The 25,053-nt window shown below is 27.0% G+C and carries 27 protein-coding genes, 3 tRNA genes, 1 pseudogene and 1 riboswitch; of the genes and pseudogenes, 10 read left to right on the top strand and 21 right to left on the bottom strand.

Annotated features, from left to right (window positions below):
• Nucleotides 1–328: 328 nt before the first annotated feature.
• A complete protein-coding gene (locus tag M2214_RS07205; protein WP_248484211.1) occupies nucleotides 329–739 on the bottom strand; it encodes a hypothetical protein in 411 nt (136 codons plus the stop codon).
• Between the two features lie 245 nt (nucleotides 740–984).
• Between M2214_RS07205 and M2214_RS07200 the strand changes: the two genes are divergently transcribed.
• Nucleotides 985–1,578, top strand: a complete 594-nt coding sequence (locus tag M2214_RS07200; protein ID WP_248484797.1) for a peroxiredoxin — start codon at nucleotides 985–987, stop codon at nucleotides 1,576–1,578.
• 55 nt (nucleotides 1,579–1,633) lie between these two features.
• Here the strand turns inward: M2214_RS07200 and M2214_RS07195 are convergent, their stop codons facing one another.
• Nucleotides 1,634–2,242: a hypothetical protein gene (locus M2214_RS07195; RefSeq protein WP_248484209.1), complete on the bottom strand. Its 609-nt coding sequence runs from the start codon at nucleotides 2,240–2,242 to the stop codon at nucleotides 1,634–1,636.
• 370 nt (nucleotides 2,243–2,612) lie between these two features.
• On the opposite strand from M2214_RS07195, the gene M2214_RS07190 reads away from it, so the two are divergent.
• Entirely contained in the window at nucleotides 2,613–3,002 is a 390-nt protein-coding gene (locus M2214_RS07190; protein WP_248484207.1) for a hypothetical protein, read from the top strand.
• A gap of 168 nt (nucleotides 3,003–3,170) precedes the next feature.
• Here M2214_RS07190 and hcp read toward each other — a convergent pair whose 3' ends face one another.
• The 4 genes from hcp to M2214_RS07170 form a co-directional block, all read right to left on the bottom strand.
• The gene (hcp, locus tag M2214_RS07185) at nucleotides 3,171–4,874 is read right to left on the bottom strand and encodes a hydroxylamine reductase (protein WP_248484205.1); all 1,704 of its coding nucleotides are present in this window, start codon (nucleotides 4,872–4,874) and stop codon (nucleotides 3,171–3,173) included.
• A gap of 322 nt (nucleotides 4,875–5,196) precedes the next feature.
• A complete protein-coding gene (tlp, locus tag M2214_RS07180; protein WP_248484203.1) occupies nucleotides 5,197–5,424 on the bottom strand; it encodes a small acid-soluble spore protein Tlp in 228 nt (75 codons plus the stop codon).
• Nucleotides 5,425–5,645: 221 nt separating this feature from the next.
• The gene (locus tag M2214_RS07175; RefSeq protein ID WP_248484201.1) at nucleotides 5,646–7,736 is read right to left on the bottom strand and encodes a sensor histidine kinase; all 2,091 of its coding nucleotides are present in this window, start codon (nucleotides 7,734–7,736) and stop codon (nucleotides 5,646–5,648) included.
• A gap of 369 nt (nucleotides 7,737–8,105) precedes the next feature.
• On the bottom strand, nucleotides 8,106–9,368 hold the full coding sequence (locus tag M2214_RS07170; protein WP_305879810.1) for a serine hydroxymethyltransferase: 1,263 nt from the start codon (nucleotides 9,366–9,368) through the stop codon (nucleotides 8,106–8,108).
• A 472-nt stretch (nucleotides 9,369–9,840) separates the two neighbouring features.
• Between M2214_RS07170 and M2214_RS07165 the strand changes: the two genes are divergently transcribed.
• On the top strand, nucleotides 9,841–10,044 hold the full coding sequence (locus M2214_RS07165) for a cold-shock protein (RefSeq protein WP_248484197.1): 204 nt from the start codon (nucleotides 9,841–9,843) through the stop codon (nucleotides 10,042–10,044).
• Nucleotides 10,045–10,213: 169 nt separating this feature from the next.
• Here the strand turns inward: M2214_RS07165 and M2214_RS07160 are convergent, their stop codons facing one another.
• The 3 genes from M2214_RS07160 to M2214_RS07150 form a co-directional block, all read right to left on the bottom strand.
• On the bottom strand, nucleotides 10,214–10,384 hold the full coding sequence (locus M2214_RS07160) for a YgaP-like transmembrane domain (RefSeq protein ID WP_248484195.1): 171 nt from the start codon (nucleotides 10,382–10,384) through the stop codon (nucleotides 10,214–10,216).
• Nucleotides 10,385–10,510: 126 nt separating this feature from the next.
• The gene (locus M2214_RS07155) at nucleotides 10,511–10,741 is read right to left on the bottom strand and encodes an HD-GYP domain-containing protein (RefSeq protein WP_248484193.1); all 231 of its coding nucleotides are present in this window, start codon (nucleotides 10,739–10,741) and stop codon (nucleotides 10,511–10,513) included.
• Between the two features lie 61 nt (nucleotides 10,742–10,802).
• Nucleotides 10,803–10,890, bottom strand: a riboswitch (cyclic di-GMP riboswitch).
• A 38-nt stretch (nucleotides 10,891–10,928) separates the two neighbouring features.
• On the bottom strand, nucleotides 10,929–11,345 hold the full coding sequence (locus tag M2214_RS07150) for a hypothetical protein (RefSeq protein ID WP_248484191.1): 417 nt from the start codon (nucleotides 11,343–11,345) through the stop codon (nucleotides 10,929–10,931).
• A gap of 395 nt (nucleotides 11,346–11,740) precedes the next feature.
• Here M2214_RS07150 and M2214_RS07145 point away from each other — a divergent pair, with 395 nt between their 5' ends.
• Both M2214_RS07145 and M2214_RS07140 read left to right on the top strand, forming a co-directional pair.
• The gene (locus M2214_RS07145; protein ID WP_248484189.1) at nucleotides 11,741–11,926 is read left to right on the top strand and encodes a hypothetical protein; all 186 of its coding nucleotides are present in this window, start codon (nucleotides 11,741–11,743) and stop codon (nucleotides 11,924–11,926) included.
• Nucleotides 11,927–11,973: 47 nt separating this feature from the next.
• A complete protein-coding gene (locus M2214_RS07140) occupies nucleotides 11,974–12,201 on the top strand; it encodes a hypothetical protein (RefSeq protein ID WP_248484188.1) in 228 nt (75 codons plus the stop codon).
• Nucleotides 12,202–12,348: 147 nt separating this feature from the next.
• Here the strand turns inward: M2214_RS07140 and M2214_RS07135 are convergent, their stop codons facing one another.
• A complete protein-coding gene (locus M2214_RS07135; protein ID WP_248484186.1) occupies nucleotides 12,349–13,188 on the bottom strand; it encodes an AIM24 family protein in 840 nt (279 codons plus the stop codon).
• Nucleotides 13,189–13,447: 259 nt separating this feature from the next.
• Nucleotides 13,448–13,690 carry a hypothetical protein gene (locus tag M2214_RS07130; RefSeq protein WP_248484184.1) on the bottom strand — a complete coding sequence of 81 codons (243 nt, stop codon included), beginning with the start codon at nucleotides 13,688–13,690 and terminating at the stop codon, nucleotides 13,448–13,450.
• Nucleotides 13,691–14,739: 1,049 nt separating this feature from the next.
• Between M2214_RS07130 and M2214_RS07125 the strand changes: the two genes are divergently transcribed.
• On the top strand, nucleotides 14,740–15,963 hold the full coding sequence (locus M2214_RS07125) for an RtcB family protein (protein WP_248484183.1): 1,224 nt from the start codon (nucleotides 14,740–14,742) through the stop codon (nucleotides 15,961–15,963).
• 334 nt (nucleotides 15,964–16,297) lie between these two features.
• Here the strand turns inward: M2214_RS07125 and M2214_RS07120 are convergent.
• The 3 genes from M2214_RS07120 to M2214_RS07110 form a co-directional block, all read right to left on the bottom strand.
• Nucleotides 16,298–16,372: transfer RNA gene (locus M2214_RS07120), tRNA-Glu, on the bottom strand.
• 91 nt (nucleotides 16,373–16,463) lie between these two features.
• Nucleotides 16,464–16,539 (bottom strand) — tRNA-Val (locus tag M2214_RS07115).
• 6 nt (nucleotides 16,540–16,545) lie between these two features.
• A tRNA-Ser gene (locus M2214_RS07110) sits at nucleotides 16,546–16,634 on the bottom strand.
• Between the two features lie 940 nt (nucleotides 16,635–17,574).
• Here M2214_RS07110 and M2214_RS07105 point away from each other — a divergent pair.
• Nucleotides 17,575–17,766 carry a hypothetical protein gene (locus M2214_RS07105; RefSeq protein WP_248484181.1) on the top strand — a complete coding sequence of 64 codons (192 nt, stop codon included), beginning with the start codon at nucleotides 17,575–17,577 and terminating at the stop codon, nucleotides 17,764–17,766.
• A 397-nt stretch (nucleotides 17,767–18,163) separates the two neighbouring features.
• Here M2214_RS07105 and M2214_RS07100 read toward each other — a convergent pair whose 3' ends face one another.
• Nucleotides 18,164–18,850 (bottom strand): DUF2786 domain-containing protein, encoded by a 687-nt coding sequence (locus tag M2214_RS07100; RefSeq protein ID WP_248484179.1) that lies wholly within the window; start codon nucleotides 18,848–18,850, stop codon nucleotides 18,164–18,166.
• 209 nt (nucleotides 18,851–19,059) lie between these two features.
• On the opposite strand from M2214_RS07100, the gene M2214_RS07095 reads away from it, so the two are divergent.
• Complete coding sequence (locus tag M2214_RS07095) at nucleotides 19,060–19,251, top strand: hypothetical protein (protein WP_248484177.1); 192 nt, start codon at nucleotides 19,060–19,062, stop codon at nucleotides 19,249–19,251.
• A gap of 817 nt (nucleotides 19,252–20,068) precedes the next feature.
• Here M2214_RS07095 and M2214_RS07090 read toward each other — a convergent pair.
• The 6 genes and pseudogenes from M2214_RS07090 to M2214_RS07065 form a co-directional block, all read right to left on the bottom strand.
• Nucleotides 20,069–20,263 (bottom strand): hypothetical protein, encoded by a 195-nt coding sequence (locus tag M2214_RS07090; protein ID WP_248484176.1) that lies wholly within the window; start codon nucleotides 20,261–20,263, stop codon nucleotides 20,069–20,071.
• A 245-nt stretch (nucleotides 20,264–20,508) separates the two neighbouring features.
• Complete coding sequence (locus M2214_RS07085) at nucleotides 20,509–20,745, bottom strand: DUF6173 family protein (RefSeq protein WP_256466725.1); 237 nt, start codon at nucleotides 20,743–20,745, stop codon at nucleotides 20,509–20,511.
• Nucleotides 20,746–20,994: 249 nt separating this feature from the next.
• On the bottom strand, nucleotides 20,995–21,276 hold the full coding sequence (locus tag M2214_RS07080; RefSeq protein WP_248484172.1) for a hypothetical protein: 282 nt from the start codon (nucleotides 21,274–21,276) through the stop codon (nucleotides 20,995–20,997).
• Between the two features lie 636 nt (nucleotides 21,277–21,912).
• A pseudogene (locus M2214_RS07075) lies at nucleotides 21,913–22,278 on the bottom strand (carbonic anhydrase); the annotation flags it as partial.
• A gap of 212 nt (nucleotides 22,279–22,490) precedes the next feature.
• Entirely contained in the window at nucleotides 22,491–23,081 is a 591-nt protein-coding gene (locus M2214_RS07070) for a phage terminase small subunit-related protein (protein ID WP_248484169.1), read from the bottom strand.
• A gap of 123 nt (nucleotides 23,082–23,204) precedes the next feature.
• Nucleotides 23,205–23,507: a hypothetical protein gene (locus M2214_RS07065; RefSeq protein ID WP_248484167.1), complete on the bottom strand. Its 303-nt coding sequence runs from the start codon at nucleotides 23,505–23,507 to the stop codon at nucleotides 23,205–23,207.
• 955 nt (nucleotides 23,508–24,462) lie between these two features.
• On the opposite strand from M2214_RS07065, the gene M2214_RS07060 reads away from it, so the two are divergent.
• Both M2214_RS07060 and M2214_RS07055 read left to right on the top strand, forming a co-directional pair.
• On the top strand, nucleotides 24,463–24,645 hold the full coding sequence (locus M2214_RS07060) for a hypothetical protein (RefSeq protein WP_248484165.1): 183 nt from the start codon (nucleotides 24,463–24,465) through the stop codon (nucleotides 24,643–24,645).
• Between the two features lie 236 nt (nucleotides 24,646–24,881).
• On the top strand, nucleotides 24,882–25,043 hold the full coding sequence (locus M2214_RS07055; RefSeq protein WP_248484163.1) for a hypothetical protein: 162 nt from the start codon (nucleotides 24,882–24,884) through the stop codon (nucleotides 25,041–25,043).
• The last annotated feature ends 10 nt before the right edge of the window (nucleotides 25,044–25,053 follow it).

Genomic DNA, 25,053 nt, shown 5'->3' with positions numbered 1-25,053 from the left:
CTCCTTTAATATTTTTATTCTTCAATATATTATTTCATATATATTGCTTTTATTCAATATACCTAATTACAACTCCATCCATTTTAAATATTTAATATATCCATTTTGTATGCCATGGATTTTCACTTATGAAATCACAACTTGATTATATCATTATTTCAATTTAATTCTAATTATGTGAGTTTTAGAGAATGGATAGTGGTCTTTTTTTGGTAGGATTATGTAAGTAAGTATTGATTTTATATTAATTATAAGCATAGTGTTAAACGACAATGCTTTAAAGTAGATGTGCACTGTCGCTTATTGTAATCTTCTATAATACTAATTGTTAATCAATCACTAAAACCGTATGATATTTATTATAAGTTTCCTCTAAATAATAATTAAGCATCGTTATAGCTTCACTTTCATTTAACTCACTCAATTCATTAAGTATATTAATATACTTATATTGATCATCTAAATAACAAAATGATAGTATTAAATCGTATCTATCTTCTATTACAACTCCATACTTTGCAAGAATATCTGATTCAGGATACTCGTCTTCTCTATATTCAGGAAATGTATGGACAGCCTCTCTTATAGCTATGTTAGAAAACACAGAATTGTTTATATCTAAATTAACTGAATCCATAATAGAATTTTCTATTAAGTCATATAGATAACAATTTTTATATACAAATGATTCTCTTTTTTTTATATCAACTTTTAAATTTAAAAATTCTTCTATATTCATATATTACCTCCACAATTTTTATTAGTAGACTTTTATTTTGACTATATACTACTTTGAATCCTTTTTTCATACATTTCATCATACTATTTTCACATGTTCAAATCAATAGTATATTTCATTGTAGCAAAGAAATATAACCGAAATATACTAATATCAAGGAGGTATTGTATATGTACAATCCATATTTTCATTTAATGAATCAAAAAAGATATATGAAACCAATGAAAAAAAATCGTACATCTAATATGCGTACTAAAAAAACTCTATACTATGATAAAGGCTTTAACTTAGGTGATCCTGCACCTGAATTCACTTTAAAGGGTATAGTGGATGGAGAACCTAAAGACGTTTCATTATCAGATTATAGAGGTAAATGGGTAGTAGTATTTTTTTATGGATCAGATTTCACATTCGTTTGACCTACTGAACTTGCAGCAGTTGCTGACTCGTATGATAAGTTTGAAAAGTTAAATACTGAAGTACTCGCTATTAGCACTGATAGTATTTATTCTCATAAAATTTTTATGCAGGAATCTCCTTCTGCTCAAAAAATAAACTACCCTTTATTATCTGATAGAACTCAAGAAGTTTCTAGAAAGTATGGAGTTTTAAACGGGAAAGAAGGATTCGCATACAGAGGAGCTTTTATAATAGATCCTGATGGAAATATTCAGGCTTATCTAGTTAATCCACAAGTTGTTGGAAGGAATATAAATGAAATTCTAAGAATAATACAAGGTCTACAATACAATTTAAAAACTGGCTTAGGGGCTCCAGCTAACTGGAAGCCAGGAGAAAAAGGAATTCCTATAGGTTGGGATTATGTAGGAAAATATTAGTTAATACAAATATTCAAAGAGCACCTGTTATTTTTTCAGGTGCTTTATTATTTAATCATCGAATTTTCATAAATTTCATTGCAAAATTCAGAAAGTCTTTTTCATTCTTTAAGTATCCTTGCTTAGATTTTCCCCTATGATTTATCGTTTCCCATCGTTCTATATTCTGAAATTTAATTAAAATATCTTGAAGTTCTTTATCACTTATATAAACTCGAAGATTTTCCAACTCGTTTTCTAATTCAGGACATTTCGTTACAATTCTATATAATAAGCATCCTCCATGAAAAAGAACTTCAGTATCTTTCTGTTCTTCCATTTTATTTACAATAACAGTCATAGAACTTCTTAACTTCTCTATATTTTTGGGTATACATCCAGTAGATTTAAAGATAGTTTGTACTTGAATAGAGTTTATAGATGCACTCGCAAGTTCTATCATCAAAGGAAAGAATTCTTCTTTTCTTAGTTTTTCTATCATCTTTATGCAAGTAATAAATTGAGATCCTTTTTTTCCTAATCCTTCTTTTGTTTTTTGTAAAAATTCTTCTATTGTAATGGGATTACCTATCATTCTATTATAAATTTTTAATGTCTTTTGATCTATTTTATCTGCTTCTTGAAATAAAACTTCCAACTCTTTTTGTAAAAACTCCTTTTCCACCTCTAATTCCCCCCATCATCCTTTTTTATCTTTAAATACCTTAAATCTATATTTTTATTTTTTATATAAAATAAATTCAGTTATATTTTACCATATAAAGGAATTAACAATCTATATGTTCAACAAAAATGAAATAACACTATATTTTAGCTGTTAATTCAATTTTTTGATAATAAATTAACTTAACAGACTTGAATCTGTTTTTTCCGACATACTTGTAAAGAATCCGGTAAGTCTGTAAGTAACCATCAATTCCATTCTTAAACAAAAAATATTTATTTAAGAAACTCTATAAAATTAACGTAAATATGTATTTATTTTCCAATTTTTATGATATGATTGATAATATATTAACTAAAGGGGTGGTTTAATGAATATATTATTTGAAAATCAAGAACATAAAAATTATAAAGAAAAGAAAAAAATGATGTATTTCATAATCGAGGACAATATAACAGGAGATTTAAGAGCTAAAAAAAGAAATTTTATGGATATGCAATCTAAATATAATCCTGATGGTTGGACTTACGAAGATATAACTGGCCCAAACGAAAAAATCATAGTCGAAACTATATATAAATCAGAAATAGATGAAAAATTAAAAAAACTTCGTCCAACACCTCTTGGATTTAAAGTAGATGAAGATATAAAAATAGGCCTTGAAGAAATTGCAAAAGAACAAAACCTTTCTCTTATACAAGTTACAAACATGGCTTTAAATGAATTTATAGAAAAACATAAGCAATTATTACAGAAATAAGATTGAACTACAGATATATAATTAAAAGTGTTTGATATTCTAAAAAGTAGTTATCTAGAATAAAAAAACACAGCTACATGATTATTAAAATTTTGATAATCATGTAGCTGTGCTAAAGTTATATAGTGATGCTCTATTACAAATTCAATTTACTTATATTTTATACAATTAATTTTTCATAAACATTTTTATATCATCTTCTACATTTGTAATTCCACCAATTCCAAAATTATCTACTAGCACGTTAGCAACATTTGGTGATAAAAATGCTGGTAATGTTGGACCTAAATGAATATTTTTAACGCCTAAGTGTAGTAATGATAATAATACTATTACTGCCTTTTGCTCATACCAAGCAATATTATAAGATATCGGTAATTCATTAACATCATCAAGTCCAAATACCTCTTTAAGTTTTAAAGCAATAACTACTAATGAATATGAATCATTACATTGTCCTGCATCTAATACTCTTGGTATTCCTCCTATATCACCTAGATCAAGCTTGTTGTATTTATATTTTGCACAACCAGCAGTTAAAATTACTGTATCTTTTGGTATAGCCTTAGCAAAATCTGTATAGTAATTTCTTGATTTTGCTCTACCATCACAACCAGCCATTACAAAGAATCTCTTTATAGCACCAGCTTTAACAGCATCAACAACTTTATCAGCAAGAGCTAGCACTTGATTATGAGCAAATCCACCAACTATTTCTCCTTTTTCTATTTCAGTTGGGGCTTTGCATTTTTTAGCCATTTTGATTATTTGTGAAAAATCTTTTTCTCCATTCTCATTTGCTTCTATATGTTTACATCCTGGTACACCTGAAGCTCCTGTTGTAAATAATCTATTCTTATATGAGTCTTTTGGAGGAACTACACAGTTTGTAGTCATTAGTATTGGTCCATTAAATTTATCAAATTCCTCTCCTTGTTTCCACCATGCATTTCCATAATTTCCTGCAAAATGAGAGTATTTTTTGAATTCTGGATAATACTGTCCTGCAAGCATTTCACTATGAGTATACACATCTACTCCTGTTCCTTTTGTTTGCTTCAATAGTAATTCTAAATCTTTTAAATCATGGCCTGAAATTAGTATACCTGGATTTTTTCTAACTCCAATATCAACTTTTGTTATTTCAGGATGTCCGTATGTTCCTGTATTTGCCTTGTCAAGTAATGCCATCCCATCAACACCATATTTTCCAGCTTCCATGGCAAGTGCTACTAAATCATCTGCTGTTAAACTGTCATCAAGTGTTGCTGCTAAAGCCTTAGCCATAAATCCATGAATTTCTTCATTATTATATTGTAAGTTCATAGCATGTTTCATATATGCTGATAAACCTTTTAATCCATAAACTATAAGCTCTCTTAAACTTCTTATATCTTCATTTTCTGTTGATAGTACTCCAACTTTTTCTGCTTTTTTATCAAAATCAGTTTTTGTGCTACCTGACCATTCAGCAGCATCAGGTATTATAACTTCCTGTGATGCCATTCCTAATAATTTCTTAAAGAATCCACCAGTAATTTTTACTTCTCCTACTTGACCGCCAGCTTTAGTAACTTTAACTTTTAATCCTTCTCTTAATCTTAAAGTTTCCCTTACTCTATCTAAAATCATATTTCTATCAAAGTTAGCATTTGTTATTGTTGTAAATAAGTTTTCCGTTATATACTTATCTACATTAGAATCAATAACTCCAACCTTTCTTCCTTCATTACTTACTATTGCTAATCCTTTAGTTACATAAACTAATAAATCTTGAGCTTTAGCTACATCTTCTGTTTTACCACACACACCTCTTACTGTACACCCTTTACATCCTGCTGCCTCTTGACATTGATAACAAAACATACCCATTATATTTCCTCCTTATTATTTCTCATTTTTTATATAAACATTTCAAGTAGTTTTCTTGTTTTGTGTTTCTATAAGTAAAGTTTACTATATTAGTCTAGTTTATTTTGTAACATAAGTTACAAATCAAGAAAAATATCAAAGTTATTTAAATAATAAGTATTTGATGGATTAATGTTAAATAATTATTATGTACTCAGGTAATATTATATTTGTACAACTTCAGAGAAATCACAGTAAAAGGTAATATTCCTTTTTTATTTAACTAAAAAAAGTATCACTTTTTAGTGACACTTTTTATTCTTGTAAAGCCTTAGCACGAACTCTATTTATATCCGTTCTGTTTATCTATTGCTTCTTCTTTAATTTCTCTTCTCATCCCAGTAAGAGCGTCTTCTCTTCTTTCATTTTTTGCTTCTAATGTTTTTTTCATTTTATCATCACTTGTTTTTTCAATCATTTCTTCAGCCATACGAAAGTTTTGTATAGTCTTATCAATATTATATTGAATCCTATCTACATTATCTCTTCTGTCATCTTTATTGTGTTTCATAGTTTTTCTCTCCTTTACTCAATTTATATTTTAAGTGTAATTTATTATATATAAACACCTTTTGTTTTATTATGTCTATAACTATATTTGTTATTCAAAAAAATAATCTGATATGAATAACTAATTGTGCCAAGTAATGTAAATAAAAAAACAAAAGATGACTATGGTTTATAGACATCTTTGCTTTATACTTTTTATTTAATTTTTTAACAATAAAAGAATTATGAATATATATCAGAAAACTCTATATTAATTTTTTCTACTTTACCTTCATCACTAGAAATTTTATCTGCTAAAATAGGTTCCTGTTTTATTTTTACATTAGCAGGTATTTCAATAATAAATTCACTTCCTTTACCATATTCACTATTTAAATATATCTTTCCTTTATGCTCTTCTACTATTGATTTTACCAATGAAAGCCCTATTCCGCTACCTTCTCTTTCCCTATTTAATAAAGGATGTACTTGTCTGAATCTCTCAAATATTGTTTCCTGTTCCTCTTTTGGAATACCTATTCCTGTATCTCTTACATAAATACGGACAACATCATTTTTATCATATATATTTACAAATATACTTCCATCTTTTTTTGTGAATTTAATAGAATTAGAAAGTAAATTAAGAATTACCCTTTCAATTTTATCAGCATCACAAATAATAATTTTTTCTTCTACATCTGTATCAAATATTATATTTATATCTTTACTCTTTATATATTCTACTACTGACATAGTTATATCTTCAACAACTTGAACGATATTATGATTTTCAAAATTCATTTTTAAAAATCCAGCATCTATTTTAGTCATATCTATTAGATTATTAATAAGTCTAAGTAATCTATATGAATTTTGCCTCATTATAGGCGAGTACTTTTTATAGTATTCACTTTGTTGATAAACATTATCATTAGGAACCTTGTCAATAAGCTGAATACTTCCTAATAAAATATTTAATGGAGTTCTGAGCTCATGTGATATATTTGAAAAAAATTCTGTTTTTAATCTCTCATATTTCAATTTTTCCATAAGAATATTTTGCTTTTCCTCTTCTCTTTCTTTCCTCTGAGAAATATCTCTTATAATTGTTAAAACTGCGCTCTTTCCTTTATAAGTTATTACATTCATTGCCATTTCAACATCAATTACTTCTCCATCACCCTTAACTAGCTTTTCTTCAAATCTCGGAGTAGTAATATTCAATTTTTCAACTCTATCAGTAAGGTCTTGAACATTTTTTTTACAATCATCTTGGATAAACTCTACAAAACTCTTATCCATTATATCTTTATAATTATCTTGTCCAAGTATTTTTACTGTAGCTTCTTTAATAAATACGATTCTGCCTTTTTGTTGAATAAATATTCCATCAGGACAGAGTTTTACAAGCTTTTTATAACTTTCTTCACTTTCTGAAAGTCTTTTAACGCCTTGTGTAATTCTACATTTTAAAAAGAGAGTATTTATTAGTAGAAAAATAATAACAACAATACTTGTTATTAAAATATAGTTCTTCACTTTTTCCTTAGTAAGATATATAGTTATATATTCCCACTTAGACTTTACACCTTCCATTTCAGCAACAGATATATTTTTTATTCCATCATTTATAAAAGTTAATAATTCCATTTCTCCTTTTTTAACTCCAACCCTTAGAGGCTGTGTATATATTGTTTGTAAAAGTTCAAAATCTTTCAACTCTGGATAGTAAAAAGATATATTTCTAATATTATTATGATAGTCCACACAAACAGCCTTTACTTCTCCTCTATCTACAGCTTCCATTACCTCATTAAGGTCTTTATATATTAATAAATTTATATCAGGATAATTTTTTTCTAGATAATTTTTAGCATAATTTTTTTCTGTAACACCAATTCCCAAGTCTTTAACATCACTAATATTAAAAGCTTCTACATCTTCTTGTACATATATTCCTGTCATAAGATCTATAATAGGACTTCCAAAGTCCATATATTCTGATCTATCATCCTTATAGAATAATCCTAAATGTATATTTTGCTCTCCATTTTTTATAAATTCTAACGATTCTGCCCAGCATGTTGAATCGTTGAATTCTACTTCAACATTATTAGCCTTCCCCCATGCCTTCCAAAAATCAATTAATATCCCCTTAGGATTGCCTTCTGAATCTAAATAACTAAAAGGCTTCCATTCACTTATAGCTGTTATTTTTATTTTTTTAGGTTTTTCAAATATTTCTTCTGTATTACTAATAGATGTAAAGCTGATCAATATTATTATAATAAGCATGCATTTTTTTAATGTATTTCTTATTTGTCTTTTCATATAAGTTTTGTTTCCTTCCAAATTTTTTAGTCATATATCAACATTATACAGCATTTCATCTATATTTTATAATACTTAACACTTGAATTAAAATATTATTTTAAATATTAAAAAATTCGTCTAGTTGCTACGCACTGACTCATTCCGCCAACGATCCCTACAGGCTCCGTTCTCAAAATTCACATGAGTTCATGACGCCAACAAGTCTAACGACTCTGTTGCTTAAAATAATTGCAAGTGTAGTTCTTCCATCAATGTTATCCACAATTTGAAAATCATATAATTTCCTCAAGTATAAAAAAACTATACTAATTAATTAGTATAGTCTTTTTTATACTTGTTTTTTATTGTTAATAATAAATTTATCTTTTAAAATGATTCAAAATATCCAGGATATAATGGGAATTTAGCTCCTAAATCACAAACCCTAATTTTAATTTTATCTAACACCTTGTAATCTTCAATATTTTCCGCTACTTCTGCAATTATATTTCCTATTTCCTCCATGTTAGTTTCCTTCATCCCTTTTATAGTCATTGCAGTAGTCCCTATTCTTATTCCACTAGTCGTTACTGAAGTTTCAGGGTCAAATGGAATCATATTTTTATTTACAGTTATTCCTACATATTCAAGTGCTTTTTCTAATTGAACTCCTGTTAAATCTTTAGGACGAAGATCTACTAACATTAAATGATTATCTGTTCCTCCTGATACGATTCTAAATCCTTTCTCTTGTAGAACCTCAGCTAGTTTTTGTGCATTTTTTACTACTTGTCTTGCATACTCCCTAAATTCTTCTGTCATGGCATGTTTAAAATTATACGTTTTTGCTGCCATTATATGAAGATGAGCTGATCCTTGTGCTCCTGGGAATGTAGCTTTATCTAACTTATTGGCAAACTTTTCTTTGCAAAGCACAAATCCACCTCTAGCTCCAGCAAGTGTTTTTGTTGTAGTACTTGTAACAAAATCAGCATGTGGCACTGGACTTGGAAGTACTTCTGCTGCAACTAATCCACCTATATGTGCCATATCCACCATAAAATATGCATCTACAGATTTAGCTATATTATATATTTTTTCGTAATCTATTTCTCTTGAGTAAGCACTTGCTCCTGCTACAATAAGCTTTGGCTTATGCTCATTTGCTAATCTTTCTATTTCATCATAATCAATTAACTCTGTCTCTCTATTTAACCCATATGGAATAAAATTAAAAAATCTACCTGAAAAATTTGCTTTATGCCCATGGGTTAAATGACCACCAGTATCTAAGCTCATTCCTAATACAGTATCTCCAGGTTTAAGTATAGATTGATAGACGCACATATTTGCATTTGAGCCAGAGTGAGGTTGGATATTTGCATGTTCTGCTTTAAATAAAGTTTTCGCTCTTTCATTTCCTAAAACCTCCATCTTGTCAATTACTCCGCATCCAGCATGATATCTTTTTCCAGGCACACCTTCTGTAGTTTTATTTGTTAATATACTTCCTTGAAGCTCTAAAATTGGTGTTGGTGCATAGCTCTCTGATGCTATCATTTCAATTCCTACTTCTTGACGTGCAAATTCTTCTTCAACAATTCTATACAGTTCAATATCTTTTTCTTTTACACTTTTTAATGTTTTCATTATGATCATCCCCCTTATTATATATATCCCTTGCACTTATTATTTCATAAAATTCAGTTGATTTATATTAACTAGATTGACCGTTTATTGAATAAAAATAAAAATCAGGCTCTTTTATAAAAAAACTCCATTTATTGAAAAATTTCAGTAACAAGATTTATCAACACATGTTTCACCTGTTGATGTGTTTATTAATAAAGAATATTAGAGCTGAAATAATCACGAAAAAAAATAATACTATTTTTTTTATAATAACCAATCAGATTAAATATATATCTTTAAAAATATAGTCAAAATCATTTATTAATATGTTACAAAATTAAATTTCAAATTATCTTTTTCAAATCAGGTAGTATATAATTTTCCAAAATACAAAAAATAAATATGATTTTAAAATTAAAAATCAATAGAAATTAATAAGTGAATAGAATTCTATATGTTTTAATAATTTTCACTAAATGGAGGAATTGCAATGAGAAATGGTGTAGTAAAATGGTTTAATCCAGAAAAAGGATATGGGTTTATTACTTTAGACGAAGGAGAAGATGTATTTGTTCATATATCTGCTGTGAAAGAAAAAGGATCTAGAAAAGATTTAGAAGAAGGACAAGATGTTTCACTAGATATAGTACAAGGAGATAAAGGGCTTCAGGCTTCAAATGTTACTAAAATATAAAAAAAGAATGAGTTGATTTTTAAACTACTTATTTTTCTTTTCTTGTATTAAAAAGAGCCATAGTGAAGTGCACCTCCAAATATTAGACTTTTGTCTAGCATTTGGGGTACATCTCATTATGGCTCTTTATCTATTTTAGGGTTGACCACCCCATCAAATCATATATAATTCAATACCCTAAAAAACCTTCAATAAACTGAGATAAAGCTATTATTATAGCAAGTATACCCCACCACCCATTTAATATATTACCATATACTAACATTATTGTTATTATCCCTATAGTTATTCTTATACCTCTATCTGTATTGCCTAAATTCCTCTTAAAATTTAATTCCAAATTCAACACCTCATTGTTTAGCATTCCCAGTTCATTCTTTTTATATTAAATAATATCTACAAGTAACAGTACGGATTTTGAAAAAGTACATTTCCATGCTATATAAAGTACATTTCCATGCTATATTTAGATATATTTGCAAGTGTAGATTATAAGCTTAGATTCTATTGGAATGCCTTTATCTTTTATCCCAAAGTAGACCTTACCATCTATATGTTCATGAGTATAATGAACACAATAACTTATTTTAGAAAAAAGAACATTTGATTTAATAGTACCTTTTCCGATTATAGGATGAGATTTCATTGTTTCGTATTCTTCATAATTTACCTTTTTTTGAAGGATATCTCGTTTCAATTGTATTAACTAAAGGCTACTATATTAAAACTTACTATAGTTTATATGAGTAAAAATATATTCTGGCAACCTGGCAATCATAGGATTGTTAATCCCTTAGACCCATAGCTTTGTGACTCTACCTTTCAATAGATGTGCCTTTTTCAAATCAAACTCCAATCATATATTTTTAAAAGCCCTATATTTTTTAAAATCCTTGTTCTTTTAACCATGCTTTTGCTTCTTGTAAAGTATTAACCATTTTAGGTTTTAAATTATTTTTAGCTTCTTCTAGGTGATCTCTTTTTTCTACATGCCCACCTACTATTAAAACTACTTTTGCTAAATTATTTTGTGCAAGCCATTCATTATGTTTTTTTATTTCTTCTTCTATTAAAGAAATTTTATAATAAATAGCATCATTACATATAGCAAAAGGTTCTCCTTTTAATAAAGGTATAACTCTTTCTTCATACAATTTATGAAAAAGCTTAAAATCATCTTTTTCCCATACACCAGAAGGCTTTTCATATACTATATTTCTTTTTGTATCTACCATTATATAACTATGTCCATTCAAAAAATCCAGATAAAATTCTTTTACATTATTTTCTTTGTTGTTCATTAATTATTCACCTTATACATTCTATAGTTTTTTTACTGTTCTATTTTATTATATTTTCTAAAATGTATAAACTATTTTTTTATGTATCATTTCATTTTCATAATACACTATATCTCCAATGACTCTATTTACAATAAGCTATAAAAGTAGAATACCTATTATATTTCTAAGACATATAGCTTCTGTATAACCTACATACAGGCCACATTTCTCTGTATCATTAAACATATTATTAATTCCTCTAATCTCTATTTATACAAGCTATTTTAATAACTGTATCTTCAAATTCCTTGATAAGAATAAATCCCTTTTCCCTCAAAAACTTTTCAACAATAAGCATAACATTTAAATTAATGGCCATAATCAAAATATATAATTGAGCCATGGAGGTTTTTATGTATACTGATAAACTCCAAATACTTATAAACTCTTTAGACTTTTCAATTGATAAACTAGAAAATCAGCTTAAATACAATTCTAATTATCTATCCATTGAACAAAAGAATTACATAAGATCTACTATCAAGGACTATAAAAATATCCAACTAGAAACAAAATCTATTTCAGCAAACAATAATTAAAAGGCAACTTTAAATATATTTTTTATTTATATAAAGGAGGAAAATTTATGAAAAAAGAACAATTAGAAAAAGTATTACAAGAAACTTTTAAAATTATTAACTTTTATACTGGGAAAGATATAACAGCTGATAATGAAGACGTTATTACATTCGAAGAAGAATGTATTGTTATATCTGATAATGGTAATAAAAAGAAGATATATATAGACATAGATTCAATTCAATGTGTAGAAATAGAAAAGACATCAAAAGAAAAAGAATTGGGAGTATTTTAATAAAAGCAAAGTTTAAAGTAATTACATACATTGAGATAACTTGAAAAAAGGTGATTTAATCAATCACCTTTTTTGATTTAAAGTTCAACTTATTATACTTAATTTGCATAAAAGATATCCAATAAAAAACAGATAGTGTTTAAAAGACTATGCTTTAGTATTTGATTTCCCTCCAGGATTAGTCATTCCATAAAGCCCAAAATTAGTTAAATTACTATAAACATGCTTTGTTGGTATAAGCCATACTTTTCCTGTTCCTCTAAATACATTCAATAATCCTTCTCCACTGGTTGCAGAACCTATTAATGATTTAGAAGATGTTTCAACTGTAAAATTAATATTTCCAGTTCTGAGTATAGCAAAGTTTCCATCTACTTTTAGTGTTTCATTATTTAATTCATGCTCTATTATTTCCTCTTTAGGCACAGGGACTTCAAGAACTACAAATCCGCTTCCACAAAGTTTAGTTTGAAAAAGTCCCTCTTGACCAAGCACTGCTGATGATACATTTTTTTGCATAGCTGCTCCAACTTCTACACTATCTTCACAAGCATAAAATACTCCATCATCAACAATAACCTCTTCATTTTCAAGCTCTATAATCACATAATGACCGAAACTAGGCTCTAAATAAATTTCTCCTGTTCCTGAATATTTTGGCTTAAATGTTGTTTCTCCTGTAACACTTCCTTTTAAGAACTTTTTACCAAGCCCCATAATTCCTCCAATTTTATTATTCATTTCTATATTACCTTTTAAGTAACTTAAAGCTCCTGCTTCTAATCTAATTTGAGTATTATTTAATGTTATTTTCACTTGTCTAAGTTTAATATTTGAATCTTTCATAAAAGATAGCATTATTGAACTTGATACATTACTTCCACCTCTTAATTCTTCAAATTCTAAAATTTCAATAGACACATTTTCATTATTCATTCTTTCTATTACTTTAATATTATTTTCATTATTATTAATATTAGCTTTCATAAACCTTCCCCCTTATTTTTAAATACTTCTACATAACATTTTATTTATTATAGCATAAAACATTAATACTATTATTTTTTCATATAATATTTATGTATAAAAACAACTCAATTGCTTTTAGTTCAAAAAATCAAAAAAGCAACTCACTTAAGAGTTACTTTTTTAATGTAAAATAAAATATCGAGTTTAAATTAGCTACTATAATTTTATGTAGTTTTAGCTGAATTATTCTATTTCATATGTTGTTATTTTTACCACTTTAATTTTTTTGATTATTACTAGGTTCTATACAATTTATATTTTTATAATTATGTCTATTTTCTTTTATCATACTCAAAGTTTCCAACAAACACTCCCCTTGTGTTTCATGGTTTTTTATATAATGATCTACCATTTGTTCTAAATACTCTAGTTCATCCTCATCTAAAGTATCAATATTATTTATTAGGTTAGAAACTCCACTAAATATTGAAAAATCTACTTCTTTATTTATATTTTTCATAAAAGTACCTCCTATATTTGTTGTATATATAAGTATTGACTTGCTCAAATTATTAATTCATTTAACTTTAAATTATATTTAGAAAATGATTAGAGTTAAAAGGAATGATCTCTGTTCAATATAGTCTTCAGTCCTCAAGAGCTATTTTGTATAATTTTTTTGAGTCAGTTCATTAGAGCCTAAATTATTTAATTTCATCCCTTCTCAATGCATATTTCTACATAAAGATATATTTTTCTTTTTTACTAAGATTAAATTAGACAATTCTTTTATTTTAATAGACAGAATATAACAACCTTACAACCTTTTCAATAGCTAATTATGTTAGATTAACTCATTTTTCTACGATATTATATTGCCATTGCTCGCTAAGAACTGTGGTAATTAATCCACCACCATTGTAGACTACCTATTCAACTTAATTATTCTTCTTTCATCCTCATAAGAACATCTAATTTCTTATCTATTCTATCTATCTTATTCTAAATTTCCAGGATCTTCTTTTCTAATATGTTTATCCTTCCAATTCTTATATATAGTTTCTTTCTAAGTTGCACAAAATATATTATATCTCGCGAAAATATTTTCCCAAGATATAGTATATTAAAGTTTCTATTCTCTATTATTTCCTGAGAAATATTTATTTTTTCTTAATTTTCTAAATATTCCTAATTATAGTCTGTTCTTATTTTTACATTGCACATCTAATACTTCAATATGATCAACTACTATTCCATTTTTTGATTTAACTTTTCCATGATAGTTGTTGTTATCTTTATTTTTCCCCTGGAAATATAGAAATTACTTATTCCTAAAATATTTTCCTTTTGTTAAACCCTTTTTAATTCTTTAATTATATTCATATATCTATATTTCTAAACACTTTATTCAATTGTATTTTTTTTACAGTTAATAACCAATATAACCTTGTAATAAAAAATTCACTCAATAGAATAATACGTGATATCTATATAACAATTCATAAATATATATTAAAATAATCTTATCGGTATATAAAAAATTTTATTTGTTGAAAGGAATGAAAGTTCATGATAGAAATCAAAGGGAAATACAATACTGCAAAGATTTTTATAGATACTATTGAACAAGAAACCATTAATCAAATAACTGACTTGCTAAATCAAGAATTTATAGATGGTAGTAGAGTAAGAATAATGCCAGATACTCATGCAGGAAAAGGATGTACAATAGGAACGACAATGACTATACAAGATAAAATTGTTCCAAATCTTGTTGGTGTAGATATTGGTTGTGGCATGATCTGTGTAGAGTTGGGAAATATTCATTTAGAGTTTTCTAAACTAGATGAATTTATTAGAACAAACATCCCTTTTGGATATGCTATTAATCAACATGCACAAACAGATTTTAAAAATAGTATATCTAATCTAATTTGCTTTAGAGATCTGCCAAAATCAGCAAAAGAATTTAACAGAGCTTTAGGAAGCCTTGGATCTGGAAATCATTTTATAGAGCTTAATGTTGATAAAAACGATGTAAAATATCTAGTGGTTCATAGTGGAAGTAGAAATTTAGGAAAACAAGTGGCAACATATTATCAAAACAAAGCATATGATTATCACAATGGATTAAATGAGAAATATGAAGATGAAAAATCTAAATTAATTAATAATTATAAAAAACAAGGTAAACGTAAAGAAATTCAAAATGCTTTAAAACAATTACAAAAAGAATATATCAAAGAAAGTGAAATTCCTAAAGATCTATGTTATTTAAAAGGAAAATTAATGAATGATTATTTACATGACATGAAAATTGTACAACAATATGCTAATCTAAACCGAGAACTAATGGCAAAAAGAATTATAGAAGAATGTTTAAATTTACAATATGAAAAATTAAGCAAGTTCCAAACTATTCATAATTACATTGACTTAGAAAATATGATTCTTAGAAAAGGAGCCATTTCAGCTAAAAAAAATGAAAAAGTAATTATTCCTATAAATATGAGAGATGGGTCTATTATTGCAACAGGAAAAGGAAATGAAGATTGGAACGAATCTGCACCTCATGGAGCTGGAAGATTAATGAGCCGAAGTAAAGCTAAACAATTGCTCAATATAAATGAATACAAAGAGTCTATGAAAGATGTGTGGACTACATCGGTTAGAGAATCTACTATAGATGAAGCACCTATGGCCTATAAGCCTATCGAAGAAATAGTAGAAAACACAAAAGACACTATAAATATTATAGATGTTATTAGACCGTTATATAATTTTAAATCTTAATCTTGCTTAAGTATATAATATAGCACAATAATAAAATAATAGAATGTATTTTTAGAAATAGAGAAATTTTTGAAATTTCACAAGAAAATATTATATTATATAGCAACAAAAATACGTCAGTTGATATGCTTATTTTAGAGATAACTATCAAGATTCAATTATGTTTTCTTTACTAAAAAGAAATTGAGATGAACAACATAAATGATAATCTATATAATAGAACACAAATCTAAACCAGTAAAGAAATTTTACACGAACTTCATCAGTATTGATTTTAAAAACAAAAACCTCAAGAATATAATTCTTGAGGTTTTATTTAATGTATCCTTGGCATTGGTGACCCCTAGGGGAATCGAACCCCTGTTACCGCCGTGAAAGGGCGGTGTCTTAACCGCTTGACCAAGGGGCCAAGATTATTTCGAACTGGTGATAAGAATCGAACCCTCTACCTCCAGCGTGACAGGCTGGCATTCTAATCAACTCAACTACCAGGTCATAATTGGTGGGCTCAACAGGGCTCGAACCTGTGACCCCCTGCTTGTAAGGCAGGTGCTCTCCCAGCTGAGCTATGAGCCCAATTATTGGCGGAGGAGGTGGGATTTGAACCCACGGCCCCTTTCGGAGTCACTGGTTTTCAAGACCAGCTCCTTAAGCCACTCGGACACCCCTCCACATTTGTTGACCCATCCTATACTAAAACTCAGAACACCCTGATTAAGAATTAGGGGCTCTACCGACTAATCTAATAGGTCTTATTTAGCTACTCACAAGTATATATATTACTAGGTTTTTCTCCATGAGTCAACATTTTTTTCATACTTTTTAATAGTTTTTATTCAGAATTTTAAAATACCTACTATTTATATTTCGTATCACTACCTTTCAATTGTATACTCATTTTATACTTACTGAAAGCTACAATTTTTTCTCATAAACCTATTCAAAATTTAATAATATTTATTTTAAACTTAAGCAAATGATTAAAGTTGTATAAACAAAGAAAGCTTATTAAAGTGCTTGTCTCAATCTGATTTATGTTAGTTTGATATTAATGTAACTGTAAATGAAACAACAATAGAATATAAAGGAATCACACATTACATATCTATATAATATAATGTAGATGTGATAAAAAAAAGTAGGAATAATCAGTGTAGTTGTGTTAATTTTTGGATCATTTTTTTGGATATATCCAATATAAAATAAAAATTATAAACATACTGTTTTAACTTTTGAAATTTTGTTAATTAGTGAAGGTTCAGAATGTGAAACAAGGGCTAATAAATATGTTTAAGTTTTGGGAAATGCTATAGATGATAATCTTAAAAAGTAAGGGAAGTAGATCGTAAACTTATAAATGAATATGAGCAATTAGAATTATTAGTTCATTAAGATAACTAAGTATAGATCATTCTATGCTTTTTTATTTTACAATTTAATACTGGATTGTTTTAATTGAATTGATAATAGGAAGCAAAGAAGCCCAAAAGATATTAAGTCAAAATATTTTAAATGCAAAATCTATTGGAAATTAAAATGTGTTCTATTTTATATTGATAGTTCATATATTTATTTTTATATTTATTTTTACATTTATAAGGAGGGTTTAAAATGGGAAAAATACTATTTTATAAAAAATACAATTTGAAAGAAACTTTAATTAAGTACGGATGTAAAACTATAAGAGAGTTAGAAGATAAATTAGCTGAAGAATTAAGAAAAAAGTACAAGATAGAAATTATAAATATATACATTAATAATAATGTCATGATTATTAAAGTTGAAGATGATATTTCTATATAAAAATGAAATTTATTGCATAAAAAAAGAGGTAGCTACCATAAAAATATCCCTGTCAAGTAGACAGTAAAAACAAACCCCTAAGCAACATGATTTCAATATTCAATCGGACTCATGCTGCTTTTTACTTATATTATCTCGTTGTTATAAAAGTATATATACTTATATTTCTGTGCTTGTATCAACCTCTCACCTCTTTCTATTTAAATTACTATTTAATATAATTACGTTTTTATTCGCTTGTTTTTTATTTCAATGAAAATCCATATAACAATAGGTATAATCACCTCAAAAGGAAAAGAATAATATCTCCATATTGCAGCCGTCCATTCCCCTAAATCCTTAATATTTTCGTGCATTAAATAGGATAAATTGAGCATAAATAATGCAATAGGAGTTACTATAAACCTATAAGTATTTTTTCTTCTACCTCTGCAATTTTATCAGTTACACTGAATTTTTCTCCATCCTCAACACCTTGTTCATAAACTTGGTTAAATCCTTTAAATTTTGTACTTGTATTCACGCTTCCCTTAAATTTCATATCGTTATATCTATCAATTACAGCTGGGTCTTTAACTAATACTAGATTCCATTGTTGATTAGATATTTTTTGCTTTTCAAATGCATTTTCTAATCCTGCTATGAATCCTAGAGCATAATCATTTTCTAATCCTTTAGTTGTATTATATTTTTTATAATATTGATACTTTAATTTTTTAACAGTATTATTTATGCAATCAATAGCATACTCTAAAACAATAGTACATACTGTTACATCTTCATCTTTTCCCATAAAAGCAACTGTATTATTTCTCCTTGTTTTAAAGTAACTATAGCATCCAAAGTTTTCTGCTATAACGTAAGCTAATCTGCCTTTCCATTTTGCTTTAGTAAAACTTACATTCGTCTTATTCTCTATTACATTTGTTTTTGTATCTTGATATTCCTTAATTTCTTTAATTGAAAGCTTATGCTTTGCCAAAAGCTCTTGCGCTTTAATTAGTGCTACTTTCGCTTCATTCTCATTCGAACTTTCACTTAAAGCAAATAATTTCTTAATTTTACTAATTATCTTATTTTCCATTTTCTCACCTCTATGCTATTCTATCATTTTATTTTTTGAGTGAGCGAGAATCTGATTTCAATCCTGTGTTTTTATAAACACAAAATAGCATTCTAAATATTCATATACTTAACATCTACTTACTTCTTAGTTCTTAGGAACCATTGTAATAATATGTATGTAAATGTTAAAATTGCTAATGTTGTTAAAATATAAGGAGGTATCCAAAAATGTCTGTGCTATTTATATTAATTGGTTTATACACAATTATAGCTACTGTTAAAAAACCTGCTTTTTTTTGGGAAAACAGGAAAGCTAAAGTTATGAGAAAAATAGTTGGAGATAAAATAGCGTCTGTATTCTACATGGCTATAGGTTGCTTTATTTCTGGTGTCGGTGTATATCTAACTTTTGCAGGGTAATTAACCCTGCATTTTTTATTGATTTCTAATTTTGCCATATCGCTTTAAAACCTTATTTAAACTCATTTTTTTCACCTACTCTTGTTTATATATTTTAAATTTTTGTCAATGATTTAGATAAGGTAATTCCTTAAAACCTTAATCTTAGAAGAAGTTACACGCCCCCATAAACTTCATGATTTCTTTCTCTCTACTTCCACCAGTTCAGATCAGTTTTGGTGGGAGTCTTAATTTCTATTTTGACTCAATAGAGCACAAGTTTAATCTAAAAAAAGCTTGAAATCAATCTATGAGTCTTTAGATTTAGATTATATATTTTCCAATTGATACTTAAATTTTTGATAACCGACTATCTTCAAAATTTAAAAGATAGAAAAAAATATCTCTGCAAAAAAACTGCTACAATTTTAGAAACTGGAAAAAGTACTTACAGTAGTTGAGAAAACGAAACTTATAGAGTAAGTATCGATTATTATAAGATTAATGTAGAAAACTTAGTTTAATTTTAAAATTAATATGCTTTTGTTAATTCTTTGTGAAATCTAAAAATAATTTAAAGGCTTTCGAGGTTTCGCGTCTAATTATGTGCTTTATGATATAAATATTTTCTGTGCAGAGAATCTTTATATCAACATCAAAAATACACTACTCACATTGTGAATAGTGTATTTTTATTTACACATGTATTTTTTAAAATTCTATCTATTATTAATCAAACATATCCAATTAAAAAAAGGATGTATTTTAGGTAATAATGAGATTGAAAATATTTCAGAAGAAAATAATTAAAATAATAAAGTAGTAACTCTAGTTCTACTTAATATAGATCATTCCTTATCATGCTTAGTTTTCTTAATAAGCACTCTCCTCGATGTCCATAGTTTTTTGTATAATAATTTTCTAAACTCTCTAATTGATTTAACTGTTCTCCATCTATATTATTAATATGCTCTATCATTTTAGATATTCCATTAAACATTATATAATCTGTTGCTATATTTCTTTCTCCCATAAAAATACCTCCTATAATCATCATAATATAGGATTATTGACTTGTTTAAGATATTAATTCATTAACTTTGAAATTATATTTAGAGAACAATTATAATTTTAAAAAACTACTTAATAAAGTGCATCATGTGAAGTTTAATGAATATATTAAAAGTGTATTTCTAATATAAACATCAGTCTAATTGGTGTTTGAATTGTTTTCTTGCAATAAAAAAGAGCCTATGGCTCTGGATAATTAATTATTTTTTATTTACCTATAAAGCCAATTAGCTTTTTAGGCTGTTCTGGATTTTTTCTTTTCATTGAAATTAACACAAAGCTAATTTGATTAACATGTTGAACTAACTGTATAGGTGATCCATCCTCTAGTTCTCCGTAAAAATATATTAAATATGGATCTTGATAACCTATATCAGTTATATGAAACTGTATTGTATTTCCATATGATACTAATCTAGCTCCCACTTCTTCATTTTTATCTATATCAGTTGTACCAAATAATTCTTTACCTCAATTTTTAATTACTCTAAGTTCTCCAAGCTATTTATTATTAAACATCTTTAAATTACTATTCATCTAATGCTTATAATTAGGATGGGCATATCACAACGCCCCATATTCTGCAGACTCTAACACGTTACATAAAAAAGACACCCTGAAAAGAGTGCATTATGAAAACATATTTATATTTATCTTTGAATATAAAAAAGAACCCTTTTATGCTCTTGTAATTTATGAGATCACTAATATAATCAAAAATACTATAAAATTAAATAAATATATCATTTTAATATCTTTATGATTCTTTATATCTTTAGTAGATATGTAATTACTTAACATATATGCAAATAATATAACTATTCTTTTTATAGTTTCTTCAGAATAATCTACGTACTTTTTTAATTTATCTATATCTAAATAATAAATTGAATATATTGCTAGAAATAAAGTATAAGGTAGCTTCATTACTACCTTATCTATCTTATTAAAACTTACTTTCTTTTTCTTTGTCATTGTATTTATCCTTACTTATATAAAATCTTAATATTAAACATAATGCTATTAGTCCTATTGAATATACCGTCATGTTTAACACCCCTTTCTGTCTTTTAACTATATTATGGAATATTCATACTTTTTATTCTCTCATTTATTGATTGTTCACTAAAATTCTAATTAGTGTTAGGCTAACTCCTTACTCCAAAAAACTTATATTCACATTTTTATCATATTTCTATTAATATAGCTTTAAATATGCTATATTTAATAAAAAAGTTTGGTGCTTAATATGATTCTGAAATTAATAGAAATTTTTGGTGGATTATCTATTATTTATTGTTCACTAGCTAAGCCTAATTTTCATTGTGAATGTCTTAGAACAAAAAAATTTGAGAGATATATTTGGCGATACATTAACAACTATTTTTAATATGGGCATTTGTATTTTCCTTTTAGTCCATGAACTTTATTTTTTAAATCAAAGATTAATTTTCTTAATTCACAATTTAAATATATTTTGAATAACTAAAAATCTTATTTTAATTACATTTCCTTTTGCTTGTTTTACGAATTAAAAACACCGTAAAATCCATTTCTGAATAATACGGTGTTTTAATTAATCATTTGATACACATGATAGATAATTTCAACTTACATACTTACAACATGTACACATCCAAATTCATCTACCCATAGACCAACCACTGTAACAGGAATGCCCCATGATTTTACTGTATATATCGATGCTACTATATCACAAAAATGTTTACAGTCACTAACAGGATTTGCAGCACAATCATAATGTCCTACTACAGCAGCTACATTAGATTTATGAGCTGTTATTGAAAGTATAACTTTATCTCTTAACTTTTGAATTTCAGCCCAATGTCCTTGAGATAATACCTTATCCATTCCAGGTTCTGTAATTAAATCTACATAATCAACACCAAAGTTTTCTTTCAACCACTTTATTATAGGAATTTGAACTCTACCATCAATACAGTTTAGAGCCGTTCCAAATCTTTTTTCATTTCACACCTTCAATCATTTCTTTACTAATAAAATATGAAGGTATGATAACATCTGTGACCAATTAATCTTTTATATGATTTAGGGGTATGCATTTCTAAATAATGTAAATAATATAATTAGAGTTAGAAATTAACGGTATAGTTATCATGTAGTCTATTGTACAAAGTTTATCTATCAATATTTATAAGAAATAAGTCTTAGTAAGCAAGGAGTGATATATGATTGAATATATCAGTATGGATTGCAATATACATGCCCATATTTATTTTATTATTTGTTATTTTACCACAGCAACGTATGATAATCAGGGCTTTAATTTCTAAACTAAAGAAAAGTAAGGGTGTAATAATTATGACAAACGAGTTAGTTAAAAAGTATTTAGGTAAGAATTGCCATATCTCTACAGGAACATTTGGTGTAAATGTAGTTGGAAAAATAATTAATATAAGTGAAAATTGGATTGAGATTGAAACTAAAAAAGGTAATGAACTTATAAATTCTGAGTTTATACAGAATATAAAATTAAAATCCAAATAAATGTTTTCTTTTTTTAATAGATTATCTTGTTTAATTTCTTTTTTCTTTTGTTCTTTATTAGTATCGTTACTTTTACCTTTTGGTAACGCTCTTTTTAGTTCATCATCCCTTTTGTCTTGGCTTTTCCATTTTCTAATTTGAGAATCTTCTAATCCTAATTTTTCTGCTATATCTTTTAAATTCACCAATCCTTTGGAATTAAGATATATTTCTTTAGCTTTATCTCTATTTGGACTTCTTACTCTTGCCATTACCACCACCTAGTGCTAATTGCTTTTATAGATTTTTATGTTTATTTTGCACAAATAAAGTGAACCCCAAATATTAGATTTATGTCTAACATTTGAGGTTCACTTCATTAATTAGCTATTAGTCTATACAATAACAGGTTCATCCTGTCCATAATATTCTTCATCATCTTGCTCTGTTTCTTTGACCGCTTTTAGTATTAATAATATATCTTCTAAATACTTAATATCATTTTTCAATGCATTTTCACTTATTTCAATAAGTCTTTTTGTTAATACTGAAGCTGGATATTTTTTTTCCATAAATATAATTGATTTCATAATCCATTTTTTATAATGTCTTCCATACCCAATAGGTCCATCTTCAGATATTTCTACTTTTTCATTTTTGATGTCTTCTCCCTCAATAACAAGTCTATATATATTCATAAATCCCACCCCTCTCTATATACATAATTCTATATATAGCTCTTCTTTCCTTTTTATACTATAATAGCTTCCTATATATTTTTTATCCAGCTATCTACCCGTTTGTACTTGTATCCTCATAACCATTTTTAGTTGCTTTTTTTAATCAAATTTATAAGTGGTATCTTTATCAATCCATTTACGATCAGCCGTGATATCCCCCTTCTAGTTTCTATAATTATACATAAAAATAGAATTTTCTTCATTTTTTTACTAAGTTAAGAAAAAAAGCTAGATGAATAATCACCTAGCCTTAACATAAAAAATATAATAATTTTCACTTTTTCAATAGCTAACTGTGTGAGATTAGCTCATTTCTCTATGATACAATAATATCATGGCTCCCCTAAGAAATGTGGAAGTTAAACGTAACTAAAACAGAAGTATCTCCAAATAACCCTATTTCCAATTTGCCTATTACCTCTTTTCTTTTTTCTCTGCACCATCTTTCACTGTATTTTGCCATACCAGCTACCTGTCACCATTGTAGACCATCTATGTATCTTAGTTTAATTATCCTTCTTTCATCCTCATTAAGATCATCTAATGCTCTGTCTATATCTTTTTACTTGCCATGGCGTACTATTTTTTGTATTAATGCTATTCTTCTGTTTTTATATCCTTCATTTAATTTTATTATTTCCTCTTCGAAGACCTTCCCGTTGTTAGCATTTTATAGTTCTTTCTATAGCTTGTATCTCTCAAGGTATCCCCCCCTATTGATAAATCTTTTCATTAATGGTATTATTCGGTTGTAAATCTTATATAAAGGAGACTTAATATAAATAACGAATTTTTAAAATTTAAGCCAGATACTGCACTTAATCTTTTTGAAAAGCTATTCCATACAGGAATTTTCTTATTAATAATCCCTAGCTTTTTTATTGGGAATTTTATTGCAATAGATAATCCTGTTATGGTCAGTATTAATTATAAAAGTCCAGTATGGTTTACTGGTACATCTGAACCTAATTTTGCATTTGGATTTATTTGTTCTTTAGTAGCTTTTTATTTCTTTTTAATGTTATGGAAAATCACTTGCCAACTTGTGTATATAATTTTTAGAGCTTTAGAAAAATATATAGAATCAAAAGATTAGATTTTTATTTAATATTTTTGCTACTAAAACATAATTCTAAAACTTTATCTCAAACTTCCCCGGTTTAACTTCTACTTATAAACCTTCAACTTCAAGTACTTCTCTAGTCACTTTATTAATTTATACTTTAGTCTTTGGAAATTTTTCTATTAATATAATTTAATTCCTTAGTTATATACAATATAATTGGTTAAATTAATAATAAAGTTTTTAAAAATACAGAGGAGGTACTTAACATGAATGATAAATTCCAAAAATCTCATAAACTAACATCAGATCAAGCAAATACAGCTGCAGCTTATAATGAAATGGATTTAAAATCTAGCGTTAACAGTAAAAAGATAAATAACACCACTGCAACTAATAAAAAATCTTTTAATGATCTAAGTGTAAAGTAATATTCATCTT

The organism is Tepidibacter aestuarii (genome assembly GCF_934924865.1).
GTDB lineage: Bacteria > Bacillota > Clostridia > Peptostreptococcales > Peptostreptococcaceae > Tepidibacter_A > Tepidibacter_A aestuarii.
The sequence above is the reverse complement of the archived record's forward strand: the minus strand, read 5'-3'. Positions and strand labels throughout refer to the sequence as shown.